This window comes from Pseudomonas sp. UME65 (assembly GCF_014170225.1).
Lineage (GTDB): Bacteria > Pseudomonadota > Gammaproteobacteria > Pseudomonadales > Pseudomonadaceae > Aquipseudomonas > Aquipseudomonas protegens.
On the sequence record NZ_LZZQ01000014.1, the window covers coordinates 113,577 to 137,691 of the forward strand.

A 24,115-nucleotide genomic window follows, 5' to 3' on the forward strand; every position below is an offset into this window, starting at 1 on the left:
CATCAGGTCCTCAGAAGCCCATGCTCAGATGTTCGGCGATTGGGCCCAGCGCCAGGGTCGGCAGGAAGGTCAGGCCGCCCACCAGCAAGATGGTCACGGTCAGCAAGGCCACGAACAGCGGGCCATGGGTGGGAAAACTGTTCTGCCCGATGGGTGCGGTCTTCTTCATCGCCAGGCTGCCGGCCAGGGCCAGCACCGGCAGGATGTAGCCGAAGCGACCGATCAGCATGCCCAGGCCCAGCATCAGGTTATGGAACGGGGTATTGGCGCTGAAGCCACCGAACGCCGAGCCGTTGTTGGCGCTGGCCGAAGTGTAGGCGTAGAGCAGTTGACTGAAGCCATGGGGCCCCGGGTTGCTGATGGCTGCTGCCGGCCCTGGCAAGCTGGCGGCCAGGGCGCCCAGCACCAGGACGCCGATGGGCATCACCATCAGGGTCACTACCAGCAACTGCACCTCCTTGGCCTGTAGCTTCTTGCCCAGGTATTCCGGGGTGCGACCGATCATCAGCCCGGCCAGGAACACTGCGATCAACACGTTCAGCAACATGCCGTAGAGGCCCGCGCCGACGCCGCCGAAGATCACTTCGCCGACCATCATGTTGATCAGCGCCACCATGCCGCTCAGCGGGTTGAGGCTGTCGTGCATGCCATTCACCGAACCGTTGGAGGCCGCAGTGGTGGTCACCGACCAGAGCACCGTGGCAGTGGTGCCGAAGCGGGCTTCCTTGCCTTCCATGGGCGCAGCCTGCTCTACCGCTGCGTTCTGCAACGCCGGGTTGGGTTGATACTCCGCCCACAGCGAGGTAGCACCGCCGATCAGGAACAAGGCGAACATGCAGGCGATGATCGCCCGGCTCTGACGCAGGTCCTTGACGTAATGGCCGAAGGTGAACACCAGGGCCACCGGAATCAGGATGATCGATACCAGTTCGAACAGATTGCTCCAGGCCGTGGGGTTCTCGAACGGGTGCGCCGAGTTGACGCCGAAGAAACCGCCACCGTTGGTGCCCAACTGTTTGATGGCAATCTGACTGGCGGCCGGGCCCAGCGGAATGACCTGGTCATTGCCCTGCAGGGTCAGGGCATCCACGTAATGGGCAAAGGTCTGGGGTACGCCCTGCCAGACCAGGAACAGCGCCAGCAGCAGGCACAGCGGCAGCAGGCCGTAGAGGGTGGCGCGGGTCATATCGGCCCAGAAGTTGCCCAGGGTGCGCACCGAACGCCGGCCAATGCCACGGCACAAGGCAACCAGCACCGCCAGCCCGGTGGCAGCGCTGACGAAGTTCTGCACGGTAAGGCCGACCATCTGGCTGAGGTAGCTCAGGGAGGCTTCGCCGCTGTAGGACTGCCAGTTGGTGTTGGTCATGAAACTGACTGCGGTGTTGAACGCCAGCGTCCATTCCTGCCCCGGAAGATGCTGCGGATTGAGCGGCAGGTGATCCTGAAACAGCAAGATGGCAAACAGCAGGACAAACCCGGCCAGGTTGAAGGCCAGCAGAGCCAGGGTGTATTTCTGCCAGCTCTGCTCAACCTGTGGATCGACCCCGGAGATTCGATAGCAGACACGCTCCACCGGGCCCAGAACGGGGGTCAGCCAGGTGCGCTGGCCCTCCATCACCCGGTAGTAGAAGCGCCCCAGCCAAGGTGCGGGCAACAGCACCAGAGCGAAGAAGGCGAGGATCAGCCAATAGTCATAACTGTGCATAACCGCAGCTCCTAGTTCCGATCCGCGCGCAGCAGCGCAACCAATAGATAAATGAACAGGCCCACTGCCAGCAGCAGCGACACCGCGTCCAGAATGTTCATGGAATGTCTCCGTGGTACGGCGATTGCCGCGAATGCAGGCATTGTCCGCAGGGTGCCTGTAAAGGAACGAGATCGACGGGGCGGGCAGCGCATAAAGAAAGCGTAAAGACTGGCGTCATCCAGCCTTTACGAGGGGCGATGAAGCGCATCGCTCGCCTCTGGAGCGCGGCTGCCCCGATGCGAGGCATCAAGCCCCCATGCACTGAAGGTCAATAGTGCTAAAAATCGGCGAAACATCCTCGATACGACAGCTTTTCGTGCTTTACGACGGTGCTCCAGGAACTGGCATGGGCACTGCACAGAACAGCCGCGAGCACGTCCTAATCGTTCAGGGAGCAACCGATGAACACACAACTCAAGCCCACCTTGGGCACGCTGCATTTATGGGGCATCGCAGTCGGACTGGTGATTTCCGGGGAGTACTTCGGCTGGAGCTATGGCTGGGGCGTGGCAGGAACCCTGGGGTTTCTCGTGACCTCGCTGATGGTGGCAACCATGTATACCTGCTTTATATTCAGTTTCACCGAGCTGACCACGGCGATTCCCCACGCCGGCGGCCCGTTTGCCTACAGCCGTCGCGCCTTTGGTGAAAAAGGCGGCTTGATCGCGGGGCTGGCCACCCTGATCGAATTCGTCTTCGCCCCTCCCGCCATCGCCCTGGCCATCGGCGCTTACCTGAACGTGCAATTCCCGGCCCTGGATCCGAAACATGCCGCGGTTGGCGCCTACATCGTATTCATGGGCCTGAACATTCTCGGGGTGAAACTGGCAGCCACCTTTGAACTGGTGGTCTGCGTGCTGGCGGTGGCCGAACTCCTGGTGTTCATGGGCGTGGTGGCCCCGGCCTTCAGCTTCAGCAACTTCGCCCTCAACGGCTGGGCAGGCGCCGACGCCTTCGGCGCCCCGGCAATTGCCGGGATGTTCGCCGCCATTCCCTTCGCCATCTGGTTCTTCCTGGCCATCGAAGGCGCGGCCATGGCTGCCGAAGAAGCCAAGGACCCCAAGCGCACCATTCCCAAAGCCTATATCAGCGGCATCCTGACCCTGGTGCTGCTGGCCATGGGGGTGATGTTCTTCGCCGGCGGCGTGGGGGACTGGCGCAGCTTGTCGAACATCAACGACCCGCTGCCCCAGGCGATGAAGACCGTTGTGGGTGACAGTTCCGGCTGGCTGCACATGCTGGTATGGATCGGCCTGTTCGGCCTGGTGGCAAGTTTCCACGGGATCATCCTCGGCTACTCGCGCCAGTTCTTTGCCCTGGCCCGGGCCGGTTACCTGCCTGCCTCCTTGGCCAGGCTGTCGCGCTTTCAGACGCCACATCGGGCGATCATCGCCGGCGGCCTGATCGGCATCGCCGCCATCTACAGCGATGGCCTGATCAACCTTGGCGGCATGACCCTCACTGCCGCCATGATCACCATGGCGGTGTTCGGTGCCATCGTGATGTACATCATGAGCATGCTCAGCCTGTTCAAACTGCGCAGGGCGGAACCGAATCTGCCACGCAGCTTCCGCGCCCCGGGCTACCCGCTGGTGCCGGCCATCGCCCTGGCACTGGCCGCGGTCTGCCTGGTGGCCATGGCCTGGTTCAATGCCCTGATCGGCCTGATATTTCTGGTGTTCATGGCCCTGGGCTTCATCTACTTCCTGCTGACCGGGCAACTGCGGGCCGACGCGCCGGTGGACGCCATGCTCACCGGCCGTTGAACCGCGCTCTGCTCGCACCAGGCGGATCAGGCATACAATGGAACCACTGCGAAGCGCTTTAACTCAAAGCGTTATAGGCAGGCCCGAAGGCGAACCTTCGCCTGCGGGCTACTGCCCATTAAGGAGAGCCCTATGCCCTGGTATGCCTGGTTGATTCTGGTGGTTGCTATCGGTTCTATCGTTGGCGGCTTGATGATGCTGCGCGACACCGCCAACAAGGTCGAGCTGACCGATGAGCAACGCAAGCGCGTGGCCGAGCGCAACGCACAAATGGATGCCAAGGAAGCGCAGGATCGTTAAGCCTACAGCCCCTTCACCCTAACGTGCAGGGGCTGCCTGGAAGCTCAGCGCTCCCATTCGGCCTTGGCAATGTGCAACCCGTGCTGGCCCTTATAGGCTGCACGTTGCGGCTGGCTCCAGCCTTCGAGCAGCGATTCGTCCAGACGATAGATTTCCACTCCCAGTGGACGGCACACGCTTAACGGGTCCTGAGCTTCAGGCCCCCACATCGGCAAGGACAGATCTCCGCCCGGACAGGTCGACAATGCACAGAGCAGGTCGATCTCGGCGAAGAACTCCAGATAATCCCCCTTCTGCGCCGGGCAGGCCTTCATGAAGTACATGTCGTCATGGTTCAGGCCCGTGCACTGGAAGATGTTCAACACATCATGCACATCGAACTCGGTAAGGCCATGAGGCAGCACTGCCCGCGTCAGGTTGGAATGGCAGTGATGGTGAAAGTCCTCGCCGGTAAGCATGCGATTCACATAGGGGTCGCAACGGGTGCCCAGTAGATCGTGCAGGCGGCCACCATGCTCGTCGATGCCGTAATGGGCCAGACTGTCATCGGTGATGGTCACCAGCGGCCGCAGAAAAGGCAGGTTCGACCAGAGCCGGTCGTGGGTACTGACATGCGCCCCCTGCAACTGCCGGGTGCGCGCAGCCCAGAGGCGCTCACGCGGATCGTCGGCATTCCACACGTTGAAGTCGCCCACCTGCGGCCCTACCGGGGTGGTCACCCGAAATACGTGCCCGGCGGGCACCTTCCAGGCGCGTCCGGTACGGATCGGAACCTCGAACTGCTCGATCAGATGGCGTTGGCCCTGATTGTGCCGAATGCGTTCGTAAAACGCCTTGTCCACCTGTAGCGCCGAACCTTTGCTGACCTGATAAGCCGCTGGATAGTCTTTGTACATGGGTATCGCCCTCATTCAGTGACACAGGGATTGGTCGAGCATGTCCAATAGCAGGCGCTCCGAGTCGTCCAGGTACAACTCCATGGCCTCGATGGCGGCCGCCTTGTCACCCTCCAGAAGCCATTCATGGATCTGTCGGTCGCGGACCAGCCAGGGCGCCTGAAACCGCGCCTCATCCGGCGCCGTACAAAACACCAGGCGCAACTGCGCCACCACGTTGGTGAAGAACTCATCGAATAGTGGCGAGCCCAGCAACCCCACCACATGCTGGTGAAAACGCAGGCCATGGGTTCCCACGGCTCGCCAGTCCTCGCGCTCCCGGGCAAGCTCCGCCGCTTCGATGGCATCGAGCATGCGATCGGACTGGTACTCGCGTAGCGGGCGAGCATTGGCGATGGCCTGCAACTCCAGGGTACGGCGCACTCGGAACAGATCCCGCACGTCATCAGCACCAAGGCGACGGACCACTACGCCTTTGTACCGCACGTACCAGGTCAACCCTTCCTGCCCCAGGCGGTGCAGGGCTTCACGGATGGTATTGCGTGAGGCGTTATAGGCACTGACCAGCTCGCTTTCCACCAGCGCCATTCCGGGCAATAAACGACCACCGATGATGTCAGCCCGCAGTTCCACAGTAATGTGGTCCGCCAGGGATAGTCCGTCGCTCATGGGGCACCTCACGATTGTTCAACAATTCATGAACAGCAGGTAATCACTTATCGTGCCAACTTCAATCACCCCTTATGCCCTCACGAAAAGCTGTCGGGAAGCTGTCAACGCTGACAATCCCAGCCTAGAAGTAGGGGCATGATCTGATAATCCTTGGTTAAAATGGCCTTCTAGTTGCGGAGGTTTCTCAAATGCGTTACTCGCCAGACCATAAAGCCCAGACTCATCAGCGCATTATCAAGGAAGCTTCAGAACGTTTTCGTCGTGACGGGATAGGTGCAACAGGTCTACAGCCCCTGATGAAAGCCCTGGGGTTGACCCATGGCGGCTTCTATTCCCACTTCAAGTCCAAGGATGAACTGGTAGAAGAAGCCCTGCGCGCCGCCGCCCAGGAGCTGGACGCCCATTGCGCTGCACTGTTCGCACAAGAGCATCCACTGCCAGCCTTTATCGATAACTACCTCTGCGAGTGGCACCAGAAGTCCCCTCATCAAGGCTGCCCGCTACCGACCATGAGCTCGGAACTCGGCCAGCGCGGGCAACCCAGTGCGACTACAGATGAGGTGCTCAACACCAGGCTCGAACAACTAGAATCGGTGCTGGAAGGCGAACAGAAAGCCGAGCGAAGCCTGATGCTCATGTCCACCTTGGTCGGTGCACTCATGCTTTCTCGTAGCGTGGAAAACCCGGAGTTGGGAACTCGGATACTGGAGGTGGTTCGCGAGGGCCTGAAGCAACAGGAGCGGGGCTGAAGCGATCCGCTCCAACCTACTCTCCTTATTTATAGCGAGCGGCCGCACTGCTCCTGGACAGATTGGGGCCAAGAGCCAAGCGCGCCGCCACCAAAGCCTGCCAATCCGCAGGATCGGGTAGCGAAGGCAATGTAATCAACTCACCCTGATCCAAGCCGCTCAACGCCGCATCGACCATCTCCTGTACCTCCATCACCATTTCCGCCGGAATGGCCTTGGCATCGAGCCCTGAACGCTCCCAGATTTCGGTACGAGTGACACCCGGCAACACAGCCTGTACACGAACCCCGCTGCCCTTCAACTCAGCCTGCAGCGACTGAGTCAAACTGAGTACATATGCCTTGGTTGCACTATAAGTCGCGTTGAAACGCTCAGGAATCAAAGCCACCACCGAGGCAATATTGATAATCGCCCCACGCCCAGTCGCAGAGAAACTCGTTGCAGCCACCCCGGCCAGCCGGGTCAGTGCCACTACATTGAGCTGAATCATGTGCTCCATCTGATCCAGGTCGGCGCCAGCCAAAGCCCCGTTGGCAGCTACTCCAGCATTGTTCAGCAGCAAGCTGATACGGGAGTCGTCGCGCAAACGTTGCTCGACATTCAGTAAGTCCTTCTTGAGCGTCAAATCCGCCTTCAACACCTCCACTTGCACGTTATATTTATCGCTCAACGCATTGGCTGCCACCTTCAAACGTCCCTCATCTCGAGCAACCAGCAACAAATCGAAACCTCGCGCCGCCAATCGCTCGGCATAAACCGCTCCAATACCGGATGAGGCCCCAGTGACCAATGCTGTACCTTGGGATTGAATCGAACTCATAGCTGGACTCCTGACAATGCATGAAAGTAATGAGCGCCTTCGGCCAGAAGCATTTGGCGCCCGAAAAATATTATTACCATAATATTTTCGAGTCATCATGAAAATGATCAATCCAGGCAATAGAGATTCACTGTCAGCTACCCCACCCATGAAATGCAAAAGGCCGGTCAGAGACCGGCCTTCAAACGTTATGCGGAAGAACTCAATTGACTTCGAGCTTATCCAGATTTCGTTCCAGAATTGCCCTGCCAATCCCCTTGACCTCCAGCAACTCGTCCACCGAAGCAAAGGGCCCATTTTCTTCCCGATAAGCGACAATCGCCTTGGCCTTGGCAGCCCCCACCCCAAAAAGCTCGCGTTGCAGCACAGCCTCATCCGCCGTATTGAGGTTGACCTTGCTCGCTTGAATCGGCGCCTGCTCCGCCACTTGCGCAGAACCGGGCTGGGTCTTAGGACCCGGCGCTGCTTGAGTGAAAAGTGCAAAGCTGGCGAGAAAAGCAAAGATCAATGAGGTGAAAAAAGAGTTACGCATAGTGACGCTCCATGACATCGAGTAAGGAAAGCAGCTTTCCAAAGCTGCCTTCCAAACCTAGGTGATGCAGGGGACAAGTCAAAATGTAGATGGTTACTGTTTATGTAAACTTATGGTTGTAAACGGCGTTGTTGATAAATCCAATCGACAATTTCACCGTCTGGCGTATAGCCACTCACTGTTTCACGCAACAATTGGCGGAATGTGACGTAATCATCTTTATGAACAGACTCAAGCATCTTAGCTAGGTTGGTTTTCAACACACCCCAAGGCAAATAATCTTCATTAGCTGTCATAATCATCGGGTGTGGAGTGATAGAAACGTTATCACCTATTAATAGCTCTTCGTAAAGTTTCTCACCGGGCCTCAACCCGGTAAATTCGATAGCAATATCGCCATGAGGCATTTTTTCCGAGCGAACAGTCAGACCTGAGAGATGAATCATTTTCTCAGCCAGTTCTACAATTTTTACCGGTTCTCCCATATCCAATACAAATACATCCCCGCCCAAGCCCATCGACCCCGCTTGAATAACTAGCTGTGCAGCTTCAGGAATGGTCATGAAATATCGAGTAATTTTAGGGTGAGTAACAGTCAAGGGGCCACCAGACTGTATTTGTTTATGAAACAATGGAATTACAGAACCTGAAGAGCCCAAAACATTACCGAAACGAACCATTGTAAATCGAGTGTTGTTTCTTATCTGTTCACAACCAGCCACATCAAATAAAACTGGATCTTTTTCTCGACTAAGTGCTTGTAACGTCAGCTCAGCCAAGCGTTTAGTGCTTCCCATTATATTGGTGGGACGAACTGCCTTATCTGTAGATATCAAGACAAAATCTGTAACACCAGATATCAATGCTGCCTGGGCTGTATTAAGCGTGCCGATTACATTATTAAAAAATCCTTCGGAAATATTATGTTCTACCATTGGGACATGCTTATAAGCCGCAGCATGGTAAACTGTATTAACTTTCCAGGTAGTCATTATATCAACGAGCTTTTCATGACTTTTTATAGTGCCAAGAATAGGTAATACCTTTACGGAAAGTGACTCACGAGCAACACGCCCTTCTAACTCGGAAAAAATACTATAGAGATTAAACTCGCTATGCTCGAACAACAACAATACAGTAGGACGAAGAAGCAATATTTGCCGACATAGCTCGGAGCCAATGGATCCTCCGGCGCCAGTTACAAGAACTACCTTCTTCGTCACACAGCGTTCAAGCAAATCCTCTTGAGCCGGAACTGCGTCACGTCCTAACAAATCAGCAATATCAACAGCCTGAATATCATCAACTTTCACTCGGCCACTGGCGAGATCCATAAACCCGGGAACACTTCGAACATGAAAAGGATAGTTTTCAAGAAAGCTCAAGATTTCACGACGACGCCCACGGCTTGAAGAAGGAATGGCCAAAAGAACTTCCTGCGCTCCAGTTGCATCAATCATTCGTTGAATATTTTTGGGCTGATAAACATGTAGTCCGGCGATTACCCTGTCTGCAATGCTCTTATCATCGTCAATAAAAGCAACAGGACGCATTACTCGCCCCATCCTCAACGCCGCAACCAGTTGATTACCAGCAGCGCCTGCTCCATAAATAGCAACTTTAGGAAGATTATTATCTGTATTGGAGAAAGGCATGTGTTGTGTTGTAGAAAACCAATCATCAAGGAAGTATTGACGCATTGCTAAGCGCAAGCCTCCAATCATGATGAGGCTCAACCACCAGAAATTAAAAACAATAGAACGAGGAACTACAAACTTATGATTACTATAAACATAAACAATAACCCCCATTACCAACGCAGACAACGTCACAGCCTTAGTAATAGCGATGAGTGCATCGGTACCAAAATAACGTAAAACTGCTCGATATAGACCGAAATGGATGAATAGTGGAATAGAAACTAAAGGTGCAAACAGGAAAAGCCATGGGTGCGCCTCTAATGGATTGGCAATTTCATCAATGCCAAGACGTACAAGGAACGCTAACCACAACGCAAGCCAGACAAGCACAGTATCTACTGCGACTTGGATCAAGCGTTTTTGGCGCCTCGGAAGCTCAAGCAACCACTGACGAAACATACTAATACCCTTCTTAAATAAAAACGCCACAGACGTAAACCAGAACCCGCATCTCAGTTCTCTCTTGCGCCGGCTTTGTAAAACACTGCAAGAAGAATCAAAGGTACATAAGCTATTATAAGACCAATAATTCCTTCGAGCTTTTCTGTACCCACAAGAAAGCCTAGTGGTAATAGCCAAATTATATTTACAAATAGCACTGCCAACGTTACCGGAAAATGCCTACCGTAACGCCTCGCTGCAAATTGATAAGCGTGGCTGCGATGCGCCTCGTACAGCTTCTCCCCTCTTAATAGCCGACAGAAAAGAGTAAACGTCGCGTCGACAATGAAAACACCTAGAAAAATCAACCAACTCCAAAATAACGATGGATTAGTCCAAGCAGCCTGCAGGGCAAGCAAACCAAGAACTAATCCAAGAAATCCGCTACCTGCATCGCCCATAAAAATTCGAGCAGGGGGAAAATTCCAGTACAAAAAGCCCAAGACCGCAAGAGCCAGACCCAAAGGAGCCCAAGCTAAGTCATAGCTACCAACTATCCAATATAAGCCTGCGCCAGCTAAACAAACAAACACAGCCTCAATGGCAGCCAGACCGTCAATACCATCCATAAAATTATATAAATTAAGCATCCATACTAAGTAAAAAACTGCAAAGATATGTCCTGCCCATGCCAATTCAACATATACATTAAGTATAAGCATAGATGGCATCCCACCCAATAATGCCACCCCCAAAATTGCGGCTGTAAAGTGCCCCAATAATCTCCAGCGAGCGGGAATATGTCCATGGTCATCGAGAAACCCGATAACGGCAACCATCCCCCCTGTAACTGTAAGAGCTAACATAGTAAAAAATTGCAAATTACTGGTAATCTCTAAAACGATGGCACTGATTATAAAAACAACAACGATAGCCACCCCTCCGCCCCTAGGAGTGGGAACAGTATGAGAGCTTCGGGAGTTAGGTATATCAATAAGGCTATTAGATAAAGCGTATCTGCGTAAAACTGCAGTCCCCATCAAGGAACCAACAAACGAAAATAACATCACCCAGTACACATGGCTCATACGCTTTTTTCCACAAAGACTGCCGCGGTTCTTTTTAACGCCTCGTTAACGTTTACTGCGGGACGCCAACCTAAGAGAAGGCAGGTCTTACTTATATCAACCTGCAAGCTTCCACATAGGCGTTGCGAAATTGCCTTACGTCCTAAGAGAGTTAAAAATAATCTAAGCATACTACTTGGAAATGGAAAAACTCGGCTTTTTACACCCAATGCATTTGCTGCTTTCGCCAATAACTCACTTGTAGAGAGATCTTCATCATCACTAACGAGAAAAGTTTGATTTGCAGCACTCTCATGATGCATAGACAGAATAACTAGATCAATTAAATTTTCAATAAAAACCAGACTACGCTTATTGTTAATCGACCCTAAAGGCAAGGGGACTCCTCGCTTAACCCACGCAAGCATAGCCTCAAAATTTGCTTTTACTCCTGGTCCATAAACCAGTGTAGGACGAATAATTACCACCTCCATACCAGTTTTCAAAGCGAGCTGGCGGAGAGCAACTTCAGCCTCATGTTTGGATACACCATATGGATCAACTGGGTTAACTGGATCATCTGCACAATAAGGTCGTGCAAGGCTAGTAGCCTCTCCATTAACTTTTATGGAGCTAATAAAAACAAAGCGACGCACACCGGCCTCAGCGGCTTGACGCGCCAACTTCAAAGTACCATGGAAGTTTACTCTTCTATATTCGTCTAGAGCAGTAGCGGAACTTTCGTTCATCACATGCACTCGTGCAGCAGCGTGAACAACTATAGATACGCCGGCCAAAGCTACAGCCCAGTCCGTTTCCGGGGATACATTGGCAGCATATACATTATTTGATATAAGCTGCAAATCACCTTCAGAGCGAAAAACTGATATGGGAATATAAGCCTCATGTAAAGTAAGTGCACGAACTAAGCAGCCCCCGACAAACCCTGCTGCCCCCGTTACCATGACGCGCTGTTTTTCCTCAAAGACTTCGTCCATCAACTTATAAACGCCTTATACTCTTTCAGCAGCAACTCCGAGCATCTGGAAGAACTAAAATTTTCCGAGGCTCGACGGTGTGCCTCAGCGCCCATAGAGTATCTCATCGATGGATTAGACAATAACGTCCAGATCCCTTCTTCCAGAGATACGGGATCTGCAACTTTAACTAGCAAACCTGTCAGCCCGTCTAAAATCGCATCAGACAAGCCATAGATATCGGTCCCGACTGAAGGGATCCCCATCGCCCCCGCTTCAATGATAACCGTGCCAAATCCTTCACGGTAACTAGGCAAACATAGCAAGTCTGCGACGGCCATATATCGTTCAGGCTCGCGGTCGTAACCGACAACTTTAACATGCGACTTTATATATTCAGGAATGCTATCAATAATTAGTTGACCTTCAGGCTCAGAAGGCCCAACCAGCACAAGAAATACATCACTGTCTTTCGCAGATATCCTCTCGAAAGCCTGAACTAACTCACTAATCCCTTTATCCGGTGTTATTCGGCCAACATATAGAACCACCTTGCTATTTTCTGAAATACCAAGTTTTGACCTCAAATCCAAGCATGTACTTTCTGGAAAGTATTTCTTATTGAATCTTTCTAAATCTATACCCGCGAGCGACCCAGCCCCCAGAACTGATATTCTCTCTGGCTTAATAATACCATTCGAAATTAGAAATTTCATTTGGCTATGGCTATCTGCATAACAGTGCGTATTGAGTATACCGACAAGCTTATCGCACGCTCTTAGAAGTGAGCATTTTAAACCAGACATAGTTACCCATGGCTGCCCAGTAAATGTATGCAATCGAACGGACCGTCTAGCAAACAGACCCGCAATAGAACATAACAATCCTGCTTTCGGTGTAGTTGAGTGAATTATATCAAAATTATATTTTCGAAAAGCCTTTATCAAAAGAAACAAACTTAAAATATCTTTTTTAATATTAATTTTACGCTCAATATTAATTGGTAAAAAATTAAATCTCTTATTTTCGAGCAACCTACTAACCGATTCATCAGCACTTGAAATGGCCGTCAAATCAACGCCAGACATTGCCAACTGCTCAAATTGAGTCTCTAGTTGCGTCACTATGAAAAACGAAACTGTGGAAACCCTAGCAACCCTGATTGCTTCTTTTGTCACCCACTAAGCCCTCGCCCGATTAAAACTCAAACCAAAAAATAACGTCGCCACTCATAAACCCCAACCTTATCCAACGGCGAGAAAATAGCATATTTATGAAAAAAAGTCACCGAACAGGGTGATACCTACGAACAAGGACAAGTACTTAATTAGCATCAATTATTTTAAATACTCAAAAAAACCAACTTTCGATAACTCGCACGAAGTATACAAAATTAAAATTGGATAAAATACCCAAAAACAAAGACCAATCCGATCACTATAAAAAAAGAAACCAAGGTGCACACATGAAAAAGATAAAGCCCAGACCCATTTGATAGATTGAATAACCTGAGGATCAGAATTAAAGCTACCAGCAGCGAGGAATACATCCAAAAGCCCCATCGCCAGTTAGTAATAAGAAATAGCAAAAGAAAATGTTATTAGAAAAAATAGTGCTTGATGCCCCCAAAAAACAAAAAACCTCATCAGCAAAACGAATGAAGTTTCTATTGTTTGAAAAGGGTTATCAACCCCGCATCCAGATAGTCATATAACTTTATATAAAACCAAGTATCGCCATCTGTATAAAATTAACGTACAGCAATACTCTGAGAAACAAATCCTATGGCCCGCAGCACCACAAAAAACTCAGCTAAACACAATACCTCTTTAAGAGACCTTGATTTCGCCAAAAGCATTTAGAATGCTAAAAAACAAAAAAAGAGATAACTATATAAACATCCAAACCATAGAGATTTAGATAAGTCATCTCTTCTCCAAATTATCGATTTTTCAATTTAGGACCAACCAGCCTTCGCACACCAAGTGTGTTGAGTACTTTTTTGGGCCGGAGGCAATATATATTGCGCAGCAAGAACAATGAACGCTTCAGCGAAAATCTATTAGTAGACCTTAGCATAGCCAAAAACGTAACAAAGTAGTTTGCATATAGATCACATCGTAAAACTTTATAGCTATCAAAATAACGCTCAATATCATCAAAATAGATAGAGTATGCCTTTAACTTTCCTGATTGTGTGGATAGATACGAACCCGCAGATGGATTGCATCTATACTTAACCAAAGTTTGGTTTATATAAACAGCCTTTCCTTCGGGAATTAAAGAGTCCATAGCAAAAAACCACTCCATAAACTCACGATTTATAACCGTTTTCCTTGAGCTTCTTCTATATGCATACGAACTATGGACAGCAACTGACCCCCAACGAGCAAGCTCCTCCCCCGAAACATCTATTGATCTTTCGGCAGAGTCTGGAAATTGTGTATCAGACAAGTATTTATCATCATCAGAAAAGTATACTGCTTTATGGAAGACGACATTGACTTGAGCATCTTCCTGAAACTCCTTATATTGAAGAGCTAACTTTCCAGGGAGCATTACATCATCACCATCAAAATGGAAAACGATGTCGCCTGAAGCCATTGAGTGTAAACCAAGATAGTTTAAGGCAGGCCCTACATTTTCTGAGCGGAGGTTTAGTTTGAGTCTTCCCTCATGCAAACGAGAGTACTCAAGAAGAACCTCTTGAGTTTTATCAGTAGAACAATCATCAGAGACTATAACTTCACACTCGAAATTTATTTCTTGCGACAGGATACTATCAAGACACTCTACAATATAGCGCTCTTGATTGTAGCAAGATACGACGACAGTAGCTGATAACATTATACTTCCCTTCTCCTATAGAGAAAAAAACCTGATACGGCAACCACAAAATATACAATATTCATCAACAAAGTAGCTAGGAATACACCTTTTAGACCGAGCCCCAAATTAAGAAAAATAGAGCTAGCACTAAAAAATAATATCCCCTGCAGCAGTTCGCTTACGATATAGATTTTCAGTGCAGCCTTGGCTATAACTACAAAACCGATAACATAAGTCGAAACACGAAAAAAATCCGCAATTAATTGATACTTAATCAATGACTCTAATGACTCAAAATCACTCGATAATATTATTGGTATAATTTGCACTCTTAATAAAAAGAAAATGCTCGCCCCAAAAAGAAAAACAAACATCACGACTGCCATGAACCTCAACACTAAACTTGCGATTTCTTTTCTATTATTACTTCCTGAGATTGTAGGCATAAAATAGACTGCAAGGAATATGGTAAAAAAACCCATATATGCACTTGAAACTTTAATCGCCCCTTGCCATATTCCAGCTGACGCATAGCCTATGTGATTGATAATCTGTTGCCGAACTAGTATTTCTATCAGAGGTACGCTCACTGCTCCCACCAGGGCCATGGAAGTAAAAACGGATAGCCTTCTTATAGCTAGCGCATTAATCTTTGTTTTAATTTTGGCTCTAAAGAAAAAAGACCTACGATAAAAAAAATATGCTGGAATTGAATAAATAAGAAACATCAAAACCATTGAAATTGCGGCACCTACCAGCTGATAAAATCCAATTAGGAACCAGCTGATCGGTACAACTAGAACATTTCCTGATATCTGAATAAGTGCATATGTTTTAGTATCACGCAGCCCATTAGCGACACCGCACACTAGATTAACAAATGCAAAACCAAACTGAGCAAAAAATAAAAAAACTATTATTTTATAATATTCCTCGCTCTTAAAAATATAACCCGAGATATCTTGCGAAAAACAAACTCCAACTATACAAAAAAAAGTACAAAACAAAAGAGAGTATAATTTTGCTGAACCAATAAACTCAGCCAACCGTCGAGGTTGTTTTTTATACTCTGCTACATATTTGATCACTCCATTAGATATGCCGCCACCGGCCATCAGAGATAGCATAGCAACGAGACTCATAAAGTTACCCAGCAACCCCATACCACCAGCACCTAAATAAACCGCAATCAGTTTTATCAAAATAAAACCAACTGCGATTTTAGATGTTTGAGAGGCGACAGTTAAAGCAGCACTCTGTAATGCATGTTTTCGACTAACTAAAATTCGACTTGCATTACTAGCAACATGCATTGACAGCCTCGACGACAGCATCCACTACAGTAGTTCTCTCGAGATCAGTCATTCCATACCAAATTGGAAGTCTGATTAAACGCTCGCTCTCAGATGTTGTAAATTTATCCTTACCAACAAAAGCACCAAGTCGAATACCCGCTGGAGCAGAGTGCAATGGAATATAGTGGAATACCGCACCAATCCCATTATTCTTTAAATACTCTAAGACCTTTGTCCTAATACCAATATCAGGAAGCTTAACGTAAAACATATGAGCATTACTTATACATTCTGCGGGAATTATAGGCAGCTCTAGCTTCCCATTAGCTGAAAGCTCACTGAGATTTTCATAAAAAAATCTCCATGTTTTAATCCTAGACTCTTTTATTTCTTCAACTTTTTCAAGCTGGCCATACAGATAAGCTGCTTGAAGTTCCCCAGGAAGGTAACTACTGCCCAAATCCACCCAAGTATACTTATCAATCATTCCTCGAAAAAATAGATTTCTATTCGTCCCTTTCTCTCGAATGACTTCAGCCCTGAGTATAAAACTTTCATCATTTATAATTAATAAGCCGCCTTCGCCACCACTTGTATAGTTTTTTGTTTCATGAAAACTATAAGCTGCCATATGCCCTATTGTCCCTAAGGGTCTTCCTTTATAGAAAGATGTCATTCCCTGTGCGGCATCTTCAATCACATACAATCCATAATGATTTGCTATACCCATTATTGTATCCATTTCACAAGCAACACCGGCATAATGAACTGGAACTATGGCTTTGGTATTCTTTGAGATAGCCGCTTCAATAAGCGTCTCATCAATATTCATCGTATCTGGACGAATATCTACAAAAATAATTTTTGCCCCCCTTAGAGCAAACGCATTCGCCGTACTTACGAAAGTATAGCTAGGCATAATTACTTCATCACCCGGCTGAATATCGATTAACAAAGCAGACATTTCTAAAGCTTGAGTGCAGGAAGGGGTTAATAGAGCTTTTTTGCAGCCCAAACTTTCTTCAAACCATTTTTGGCAAAGGATGGTGAATTTTCCATCACCGGACATCTTATCACTGCGCATAGCTGATATCACATACTGATCTTCACTTCCAGTATATGGTGGCTTGTTGAATGGGATATTCATTTTTCGTTTACATCCTTTAGCCAAAATACTTTTACATTTATTTAAAATAGTTAACCAATCTATAACTCATTACAAGCATATAACTTAAAAGTTACCACCCAACAATAAAGATATTTCACATAAAGTATAAAATCATCTTGATTCCGTAGCATATACGAATAGTTTTTCAGCATCCTGCAACTGTTAGCTAGCTTACGCCAGTTTCACAATATGTGGCTTGCACTCAATAACATTTAAATTATACACAACTATCGGAAAATCTTAACCTTTACGGACTATTTTTAGCCTTGGATGGTCAAAATTCCACGCTCCCTTCCTCTCTGCAAAAGCTCATCGCGCGAGAGATGCCCCTTCATCATGCACACGAAAGCGACTTCTTATAATGATAAAGAGTAACAGACAGAGCCCCCCCCCTAACCCCGCCCCTACGAGAACCTCAATCAGGATGATGAACATTTTTTATGGGTGTATGGGATTACCTATGCTGGCCATAGGTCCGTCTTTCAAACAAACTGATAATTCATCAGACTCAACAACCACTGAACTATAAAATATTTTTTGAACTAGTAGATATCGAAGCTCGTCAGCAAATAAACCCTCGTCTCTATTTTCTTCATTTCCTGCTTCATTAGTTTTCTTCTTAAGCGAAACCGAAGTCCCTGTACCATTTAGTGTAGAGCCCAACGCAAATATACTTGAGACATCTAGCGCCCTCCTAAGATCATCTACAGCTTCCTCCCCTTCAACCTCTCGCCGAATATCAATTTGTTTTGCCTAATAACCAGCTCGCATAGCAGCATCTGCATTTATATTAGACGCAACCTCACTTGCAGTCTTCCTCATAACAAGATCATATGACCCCCCAGCAAAAACACCAAGTCTTCTCCCTCAGGGCCTCTAGAAGTCACAAGAACCGGTTTAGGAGTCTCATTATCTTTAGAATCATTTCCTGCAGCTCGTTTTATAAATAGTTCATTAAACGAGATTCTCTCTGAGAACTCCTCATACCTATTTATGCTTGAGTTAATTTTATATTTTTGCTCACTTTAGACGACCTCAGAATATGCTCCCAGAAAACTCTCTAAGATAGTTATCAGATCGAGCGTTACGAATAAATGTAGAGTAAATTTTAGCGATCGCTTCACGTATAGTATCTTCATCTTTCAGAAAGCTATAACCGATAATCGAAACGTCCCTAACCCCTGGTGGGTACAATAAAATTCGAGCTTCGTAAGCGGGCTTGATAATAAAAGCGAAAACAGTAAAAATAAACGTCACAACTAATATACTGAATAAAAACAGCAACCGTTCAAACCATAAAATCCTTAGCAAGGTGAAGAGCTTTATTCGAATAGGGGAGAAAACCTCAGAATGATCTGTTTCTATAGCCATTTAAAGACTCTGAGCAGCACATTGATAATAACTAGCCATTCCCGGACCAAGATTCACTTATAGATATATAGAATATAAAAAATACTCCCCCTTAACCAACATTCAAGCAGAGATAACTTTAATATTTATCTTAGGATTTTAAAATATATATCCGCAACTTCAAAAAACAGAATTCAAAATGAGCGACATACAACTTTAAGTGCAACTTCCATTATTTAAATTTCTTCTTCATTGACACGATCTCTCAACTCTTTACCCGGTTTGAAATGAGGTACAAACTTGCCATCCAGACTGACTGATTGACCAGTTTTTGGATTTCTGCCTACGCGAGGAGCACGATAGTGAAGAGAGAAACTACCAAATCCTCGAATCTCAATTCGATCACCGGTAGCCAGACACTGTGACATCTGTTCAAGCATGGTCTTTATCGCCAACTCGACATCCTTGGATGAGAGCAGCCCTTGATGGGTGACAATTCGTTCGATCAACTCCGACTTCGTCATATTTTTCCCTTCTTTTTCAAGCAGCTAGGTCAGTGCTTCAAAGGTTTTAGCATGCTCTGAGGGTTTTGAACAGCCCATCTACCACACTGATACAAACTCCTTTTTTTGCAGAAGATGCAGTGACAAAAACACAAAGCGGCCCTATCGACACATGACCAACATCGTTCGAGTCAGATAACCCGCCGGATTCCAACCGAAAGGATAATCCCCCTCCTCATCCTTGGCATCACTGGATTTTGTAATGACCTTGTAGCCATTGGCCTTACACTCACGTGCAGCACGCTTGTAGCATTTGTCCCAATCCGACCCCAGCCCCGAACAGTCGATCTCTATGCCACTGACCCCGCGCACCGCGTGGGTCTTTACACCGGTCGTACACCCTGCCAAAAGAAGAATCAAAACCACTACACCCAACCTGCTCATACTCTTCCTTAAGGCAGCTTATGCTGCTTGAATAATGCACCCATTGGGTACCTAGACCCTGACACGGCAGCCAACCCACCTAAGAAAGAGACAACTCATTGCACAGATTGGTTTCCCCAGCACTCCGCTGAGCTTCTCGAATTTCAGGCATAAAAAAGGGCGACCGAAGTCGCCCTTTTTATGGTCTGACAGAACTTAGTTCTGCTTTTCCATTTGTGCACGCAGCAGGTCACCCAGAGTGGTAGGACCAGCAGCGATATCCGAAGCAGCTGGCTTGTCGCGCAGGCTCTGGATAGCTTCTTTCTCGTCTTCAACGTCTTTCGACTTGATCGAGAGCTGGATTACACGGCTCTTACGGTCAACGCTGATGATCTTGGCTTCAACTTCTTCGCCTTCTTTCAGAACGTTACGCGCATCTTCGATGCGGTCACGGCTGATTTCGGAGGCTTTCAGAGTAGCTTCGATATCGTTAGCCAGGGTGATGATGGCGCCTTTGGCGTCAACTTCTTTTACAACACCCTTAACGATTGCGCCTTTGTCGTTCTCTTGGACGTACTCGGAGAACGGATCGCTTTCCAGTTGCTTGATACCCAGGGAGATACGCTCGCGCTCTGGGTCAACCGACAGGATAACGGTGTCCAGCTCGTCGCCCTTCTTGAAACGGCGTACGGCTTCTTCGCCCACTTCGTTCCAGGAGATGTCGGACAGGTGAACCAGACCGTCGATGCCGCCGTCCAGACCAATGAAGATACCGAAATCGGTGATCGACTTGATGGTGCCGGAGATCTTATCGCCCTTGTTGAACTGGCCAGAGAAGTCTTCCCATGGGTTGGACTTGCACTGCTTGATGCCGAGGGAGATACGACGACGCTCTTCGTCGATGTCCAGAACCATAACTTCCACTTCGTCGCCGACTTGTACGACTTTCGAAGGATGGATGTTCTTGTTGGTCCAGTCCATTTCCGAAACGTGTACCAGGCCTTCCACGCCTTCTTCCAGCTCAGCGAAGCAGCCGTAGTCGGTCAGGTTGGTTACACGAGCGGTAACGCGGGTGCTTTCTGGGTAACGAGCCTTGATAGCAACCCATGGATCTTCGCCCAGTTGCTTCAGGCCCAGGGAAACACGATTGCGCTCGCGATCGTACTTCAGAACCTTGACATCGATCTCGTCGCCAACGTTGACGATTTCGGAAGGATGCTTGATACGCTTCCAAGCCATGTCGGTGATGTGCAGCAGGCCATCAACGCCACCCAGATCGACGAATGCGCCGTAATCGGTGAGGTTCTTGACGATACCTTTGACTTGCTGACCTTCCTGCAGGGATTCCAGCAGAGCTTCACGCTCAGCGGAGTTCTCGGCTTCGAGGACGCTGCGGCGGGAAACGACAACGTTGTTGCGCTTCTGGTCGAGTTTGATGACTTTAAACTCGAGCTCTTTGCCTTCCAGGTGCGTGGTGTCGCGCACTGGACGGACGTCAACCAGAGAACCTGGCAGGAACGCACGGATGCCGTTAACGTCGACAGTGAAGCCGCCTTTAACCTTACCGTTGATAACGCCCTTGACCACTTCTTCGGCTGCGAAGGCTGCTTCCAGAACGATCCAGCATTCAGCGCGCTTGGCTTTTTCACGGGAGAGCTTGGTTTCACCAAAGCCGTCTTCAACCGAATCCAGAGCAACGTGAACTTCATCACCAACATTGATGGACAGTTCGCCAGCATCGTTGTAGAACTGCTCAAGCGGGATCAGCGCTTCAGACTTCAGACCAGCGTGAACGGTTACCCAACGCGCTTGGTAGTCGATGTCGACGATAACACCGGTGATGATGGAGCCTGCCTGAAGGTTCAGGGTTTTTAGGCTTTCTTCAAAGAGTTCCGCAAAGCTTTCGCTCATTTTAATTCCTGTTGATAAGGGCGAAGAATCCGCCCATCTGCCACATCCCAGACGATGTGGGTTACGTTCATATAAAAGAACGATCGCAGGACTATGACTGGTCCCCTGCAATCCTTCTTGTTCACCCGGCGATATCGCGAATGGCGATTTCACTCAAGATGCGTTGCAACACCTGATCGATGGACAACTCCGTGGAATCCAGCTGTATGGCGTCAGCCGCCGGCTTGAGCGGGGCCACCGCTCGCTGGGTATCGCGCTCATCACGCGCACGGATCTCATCTAGCAGACTCGACAGACTAACACCATCGACCTTTCCCTTCAACTGCAAGTAACGGCGACGAGCACGCTCCTCGGCACTGGCAGTCAGGAAAATCTTCAACGGAGCGTCGGGAAACACCACGGTTCCCATGTCGCGGCCATCGGCAACCAACCCCGGCGGCTCCTGAAAGGCACGCTGACGCTGCAGCAGGGCGTCTCGCACAGCAGGCAACGCCGCAACCTGAGAAGCCCAGGCCCCGACCTGCTCGTTGCGTAGATCATCCGTCACGTCATCACCCTCAAGAATGATCCGCTGCGGATGGTTCTCAGTAGCCCCGAGAAACTGCACATCCAAGTGAGCCGCCAACAATTTCAGCGACTCTTCATTGGTCAGATCGACGCCATGATTGCGCGCAGCGAACGCCAGCAGCCGGTACAGCGCTCCGGAGTCCAGCAGACACCAGCCCAGATGCTTGGCCAGCTTGCCAGCAATGGTGCCCTTACCCGAACCACTCGGCCCATCGATGGTGATCACCGGCGCCTTGATATTCACGACTGAGCCTCTTGCGTGACACGGATCCCCACCTGCGCGCACAGCGCAAGGAAGTTCGGGAACGAGGTCGCGACGTTGGCGCAGTCATGAATGCGGATCGGCGCGTTGGCGCGCAGCGAGGCAACACTGAACGCCATGGCGATACGGTGGTCACCATGCCCATGAACCTCCCCGCCACCGATCTGGCCACCCTCGATGATGATGCCGTCCGGGGTCGGTTCGCACTTGACCCCCAGGGTCAGCAGGCCATCAGCCATCACCTGGATACGGTCAGACTCCTTGACCCGCAGTTCTTCAGCGCCACGCAGCACCGTGCGCCCTTCGGCGCAAGCGGCCGCGACGAACAACACAGGGAACTCATCGATTGCCAGCGGTACCAACTCTTCGGGAATCTCGATCCCCTTGAGCTTGGCGGCGCGCACATGCAGATCGGCAACCGGCTCGCCACCCACTTCGCGCTGGTTTTCCAGACGAATGTCAGCGCCCATCAACCGCAGGATATCGATCACACCTGTACGGGTCGGGTTGATCCCCACGTGCTCCAGCACCAGTTCGGAACCTTCGGCAATGGATGCAGCCACCAGGAAGAACGCCGCGGAAGAAATGTCCGCAGGCACCTCAATATGGGTTGCCTTGAGCTTGCCGCCGGACTCGACCGAAGCCGTGGCGCCATCGACACTCACGGAGTAGCCGAAGCCACGCAGCATGCGCTCGGTATGGTCACGGGTCGGAGCCGGCTCGGTGACCGTGGTTTTCCCTTCGGCATATAAACCTGCCAACAACAGGCAGGACTTAACCTGCGCACTGGCCATCGGCAAGGTGTAGGTCAGCCCCTTGAGCTTGTGACCGCCACGAATCACCATCGGCGGGCGACCCTCGGCAGCCGTCTCAATGACCGCGCCCATTTCCCGCAGCGGGTTCGCCACACGATTCATCGGACGCTTGGACAGGGACGGATCGCCAGTCAACGTGCTGTCGAAGCTTTGTGCAGCCAGCAAGCCCGACAACAGGCGCATCGAGGTACCGGAGTTCCCCAGGTAGATCGGCCCTGGAGCCGGCTTCAAGCCGTGCAAGCCAACACCATGAATGGTCACACGACCATGATGCGGCCCTTCGATGACCACGCCCATGTCGCGGAAAGCCTGCAAGGTTGCCAGAGCATCTTCGCCCTCGAGGAAACCTTCCACTTCAGTGGTGCCCTCAGCCAGCGAGCCAAGCATGATCGAGCGGTGAGAAATCGACTTGTCGCCCGGTACACGAATCCGCCCAGACAGGCGGCCACCAGGATTTGCCAGGAAAATCAGATCGTTGGAGTTCATAGCGTCCACATAGGCCCGGCGGGCCAGGATTTTACCGAAATGCTCGCGGGCAACCCGGGCGCGAGTGAATACGCCCAACAATTGATGCCCGTCCCCTGCATCGACCGCATCACGCAGAGCGTCGAGGTCGTTGCGAAATGTATCGAGTGTGCGCAGTACCGCCTCGCGATTGGCAAGGAAGATGTCGTGCCACATGACCGGGTCGCTGCCGGCGATTCTCGTGAAATCGCGGAACCCGCCCGCAGCGTAACGGAAGATATCGAGATTTTCACTGCGCTTGGCCAGGGAATCGACCAGACCGAACGCCAGCAGGTGCGGCAAATGGCTGGTCGCCGCCAGGACTTCATCGTGACGCTCGACCTGCATGTGCTCGACATCCGCCCCCAGCTCACGCCAAAGCCTGTCGACCAGGTCCAGCGCCGCGGCATCAGTCTGCTCCAGAGGCGTCAGGATCACCTTGTGCCGACGAAACAGCTGCGCGTTGGAGGCTTCCACACCACTCTGCTCGGAGCCCGCAATGGGGTGCCCCGGGACAAAGCGTGCAGGCATGCCGCCAAAAGCTTCTTGTGCAGCGCGCACCACATTGCCTTTGGCGCTGCCGACATCGGTCAGCACCGCTTGGCCCAGATCCATGCCGGCAAGCAGAGCCAGCAGCTTTTCCATAGCCAGGATCGGCACCGCCAGTTGAATCACATCGGCGCCCTGGCAAGCCAGGACCAGATCTTCTTCACAGCGATCCACCACCCCCAGTTCGACCGCCAACTGGCGGGACTGCGGATCCAGATCGACACCGACTACCTCACGACACAGGCCACTTTCACGCAAACCCTTGGCAAAGGAACCGCCAATCAACCCCAGGCCGATCACCACCAGGCGACCGATCATAGGCACAGCAGATT

The 24,115-nt window shown here is 50.1% G+C and carries 22 protein-coding genes; 3 read left to right on the forward strand and 19 right to left on the reverse strand.

Annotated features, from left to right (window positions below):
• Positions 1 to 10: 10 nt before the first annotated feature.
• Both kdpA and kdpF read right to left on the reverse strand, forming a co-directional pair.
• Positions 11 to 1,705, reverse strand: coding sequence for a potassium-transporting ATPase subunit KdpA (kdpA, locus tag A9971_RS20580; RefSeq protein ID WP_182999943.1), 1,695 nt, complete (start codon positions 1,703 to 1,705; stop codon positions 11 to 13).
• A gap of 11 nt (positions 1,706 to 1,716) precedes the next feature.
• The gene (gene kdpF / locus A9971_RS20585; protein ID WP_019092894.1) at positions 1,717 to 1,806 is read right to left on the reverse strand and encodes a K(+)-transporting ATPase subunit F; all 90 of its coding nucleotides are present in this window, start codon (positions 1,804 to 1,806) and stop codon (positions 1,717 to 1,719) included.
• Between the two features lie 342 nt (positions 1,807 to 2,148).
• Here kdpF and eat point away from each other — a divergent pair, with 342 nt between their 5' ends.
• Together eat and A9971_RS20595 are read left to right on the forward strand one after the other, a co-directional pair.
• On the forward strand, positions 2,149 to 3,513 hold the full coding sequence (gene eat, locus A9971_RS20590) for an ethanolamine permease (RefSeq protein WP_011062570.1): 1,365 nt from the start codon (positions 2,149 to 2,151) through the stop codon (positions 3,511 to 3,513).
• A 132-nt stretch (positions 3,514 to 3,645) separates the two neighbouring features.
• The gene (locus A9971_RS20595) at positions 3,646 to 3,813 is read left to right on the forward strand and encodes a DUF2897 family protein (RefSeq protein WP_011062571.1); all 168 of its coding nucleotides are present in this window, start codon (positions 3,646 to 3,648) and stop codon (positions 3,811 to 3,813) included.
• Between the two features lie 44 nt (positions 3,814 to 3,857).
• Here A9971_RS20595 and A9971_RS20600 read toward each other — a convergent pair whose 3' ends face one another.
• On the reverse strand, positions 3,858 to 4,709 hold the full coding sequence (locus A9971_RS20600; protein WP_182999944.1) for a DUF1989 domain-containing protein: 852 nt from the start codon (positions 4,707 to 4,709) through the stop codon (positions 3,858 to 3,860).
• Positions 4,710 to 4,724: 15 nt separating this feature from the next.
• Positions 4,725 to 5,378, reverse strand: coding sequence for a GntR family transcriptional regulator (locus tag A9971_RS20605; protein WP_182999945.1), 654 nt, complete (start codon positions 5,376 to 5,378; stop codon positions 4,725 to 4,727).
• Between the two features lie 191 nt (positions 5,379 to 5,569).
• Between A9971_RS20605 and A9971_RS20610 the strand changes: the two genes are divergently transcribed.
• Positions 5,570 to 6,130, forward strand: coding sequence for a TetR/AcrR family transcriptional regulator (locus A9971_RS20610; protein ID WP_041119413.1), 561 nt, complete (start codon positions 5,570 to 5,572; stop codon positions 6,128 to 6,130).
• Positions 6,131 to 6,155: 25 nt separating this feature from the next.
• Here the strand turns inward: A9971_RS20610 and A9971_RS20615 are convergent, their stop codons facing one another.
• The 15 genes from A9971_RS20615 to A9971_RS20680 form a co-directional block, all read right to left on the reverse strand.
• Positions 6,156 to 6,950, reverse strand: a complete 795-nt coding sequence (locus A9971_RS20615; protein WP_103289558.1) for an SDR family oxidoreductase — start codon at positions 6,948 to 6,950, stop codon at positions 6,156 to 6,158.
• A gap of 202 nt (positions 6,951 to 7,152) precedes the next feature.
• Entirely contained in the window at positions 7,153 to 7,482 is a 330-nt protein-coding gene (locus A9971_RS20620) for a helix-hairpin-helix domain-containing protein (RefSeq protein ID WP_182999946.1), read from the reverse strand.
• 110 nt (positions 7,483 to 7,592) lie between these two features.
• Positions 7,593 to 9,581 (reverse strand): nucleoside-diphosphate sugar epimerase/dehydratase, encoded by a 1,989-nt coding sequence (locus A9971_RS20625; RefSeq protein WP_182999947.1) that lies wholly within the window; start codon positions 9,579 to 9,581, stop codon positions 7,593 to 7,595.
• A 53-nt stretch (positions 9,582 to 9,634) separates the two neighbouring features.
• Positions 9,635 to 10,651, reverse strand: a complete 1,017-nt coding sequence (locus A9971_RS20630) for a glycosyltransferase family 4 protein (protein WP_182999948.1) — start codon at positions 10,649 to 10,651, stop codon at positions 9,635 to 9,637.
• Positions 10,648 to 11,628 carry an SDR family oxidoreductase gene (locus A9971_RS20635; protein ID WP_015636565.1) on the reverse strand — a complete coding sequence of 327 codons (981 nt, stop codon included), beginning with the start codon at positions 11,626 to 11,628 and terminating at the stop codon, positions 10,648 to 10,650. The genes A9971_RS20630 and A9971_RS20635 overlap by 4 nt, the downstream gene beginning before the upstream one ends.
• Positions 11,628 to 12,785 (reverse strand): glycosyltransferase family 4 protein, encoded by a 1,158-nt coding sequence (locus tag A9971_RS20640; RefSeq protein ID WP_015636566.1) that lies wholly within the window; start codon positions 12,783 to 12,785, stop codon positions 11,628 to 11,630. Before A9971_RS20640 ends, A9971_RS20635 begins: the two co-directional genes overlap by 1 nt.
• A gap of 763 nt (positions 12,786 to 13,548) precedes the next feature.
• A complete protein-coding gene (locus A9971_RS20645; protein WP_182999949.1) occupies positions 13,549 to 14,454 on the reverse strand; it encodes a glycosyltransferase in 906 nt (301 codons plus the stop codon).
• Positions 14,454 to 15,749 (reverse strand): O-antigen translocase, encoded by a 1,296-nt coding sequence (locus A9971_RS20650; RefSeq protein ID WP_182999950.1) that lies wholly within the window; start codon positions 15,747 to 15,749, stop codon positions 14,454 to 14,456. Before A9971_RS20650 ends, A9971_RS20645 begins: the two co-directional genes overlap by 1 nt.
• Entirely contained in the window at positions 15,736 to 16,878 is a 1,143-nt protein-coding gene (rffA, locus tag A9971_RS20655; protein ID WP_015636569.1) for a dTDP-4-amino-4,6-dideoxygalactose transaminase, read from the reverse strand. Before rffA ends, A9971_RS20650 begins: the two co-directional genes overlap by 14 nt.
• Before the next feature lie 1,056 nt (positions 16,879 to 17,934).
• Positions 17,935 to 18,270, reverse strand: coding sequence for a Wzz/FepE/Etk N-terminal domain-containing protein (locus tag A9971_RS33250; protein ID WP_077934601.1), 336 nt, complete (start codon positions 18,268 to 18,270; stop codon positions 17,935 to 17,937).
• Positions 18,271 to 18,485: 215 nt separating this feature from the next.
• Positions 18,486 to 18,773, reverse strand: a complete 288-nt coding sequence (ihfB, locus tag A9971_RS20665) for an integration host factor subunit beta (RefSeq protein ID WP_015636570.1) — start codon at positions 18,771 to 18,773, stop codon at positions 18,486 to 18,488.
• A 141-nt stretch (positions 18,774 to 18,914) separates the two neighbouring features.
• Positions 18,915 to 19,196 (reverse strand): hypothetical protein, encoded by a 282-nt coding sequence (locus A9971_RS32910; protein ID WP_259652281.1) that lies wholly within the window; start codon positions 19,194 to 19,196, stop codon positions 18,915 to 18,917.
• Between the two features lie 195 nt (positions 19,197 to 19,391).
• Positions 19,392 to 21,086 (reverse strand): 30S ribosomal protein S1, encoded by a 1,695-nt coding sequence (gene rpsA / locus A9971_RS20670; protein ID WP_007931318.1) that lies wholly within the window; start codon positions 21,084 to 21,086, stop codon positions 19,392 to 19,394.
• Between the two features lie 121 nt (positions 21,087 to 21,207).
• Positions 21,208 to 21,897 carry a (d)CMP kinase gene (cmk, locus tag A9971_RS20675; protein ID WP_011062580.1) on the reverse strand — a complete coding sequence of 230 codons (690 nt, stop codon included), beginning with the start codon at positions 21,895 to 21,897 and terminating at the stop codon, positions 21,208 to 21,210.
• Positions 21,894 to 24,101 (reverse strand): bifunctional prephenate dehydrogenase/3-phosphoshikimate 1-carboxyvinyltransferase, encoded by a 2,208-nt coding sequence (locus A9971_RS20680; protein WP_053153150.1) that lies wholly within the window; start codon positions 24,099 to 24,101, stop codon positions 21,894 to 21,896. The genes cmk and A9971_RS20680 overlap by 4 nt, the downstream gene beginning before the upstream one ends.
• Positions 24,102 to 24,115: the final 14 nt, after the last annotated feature.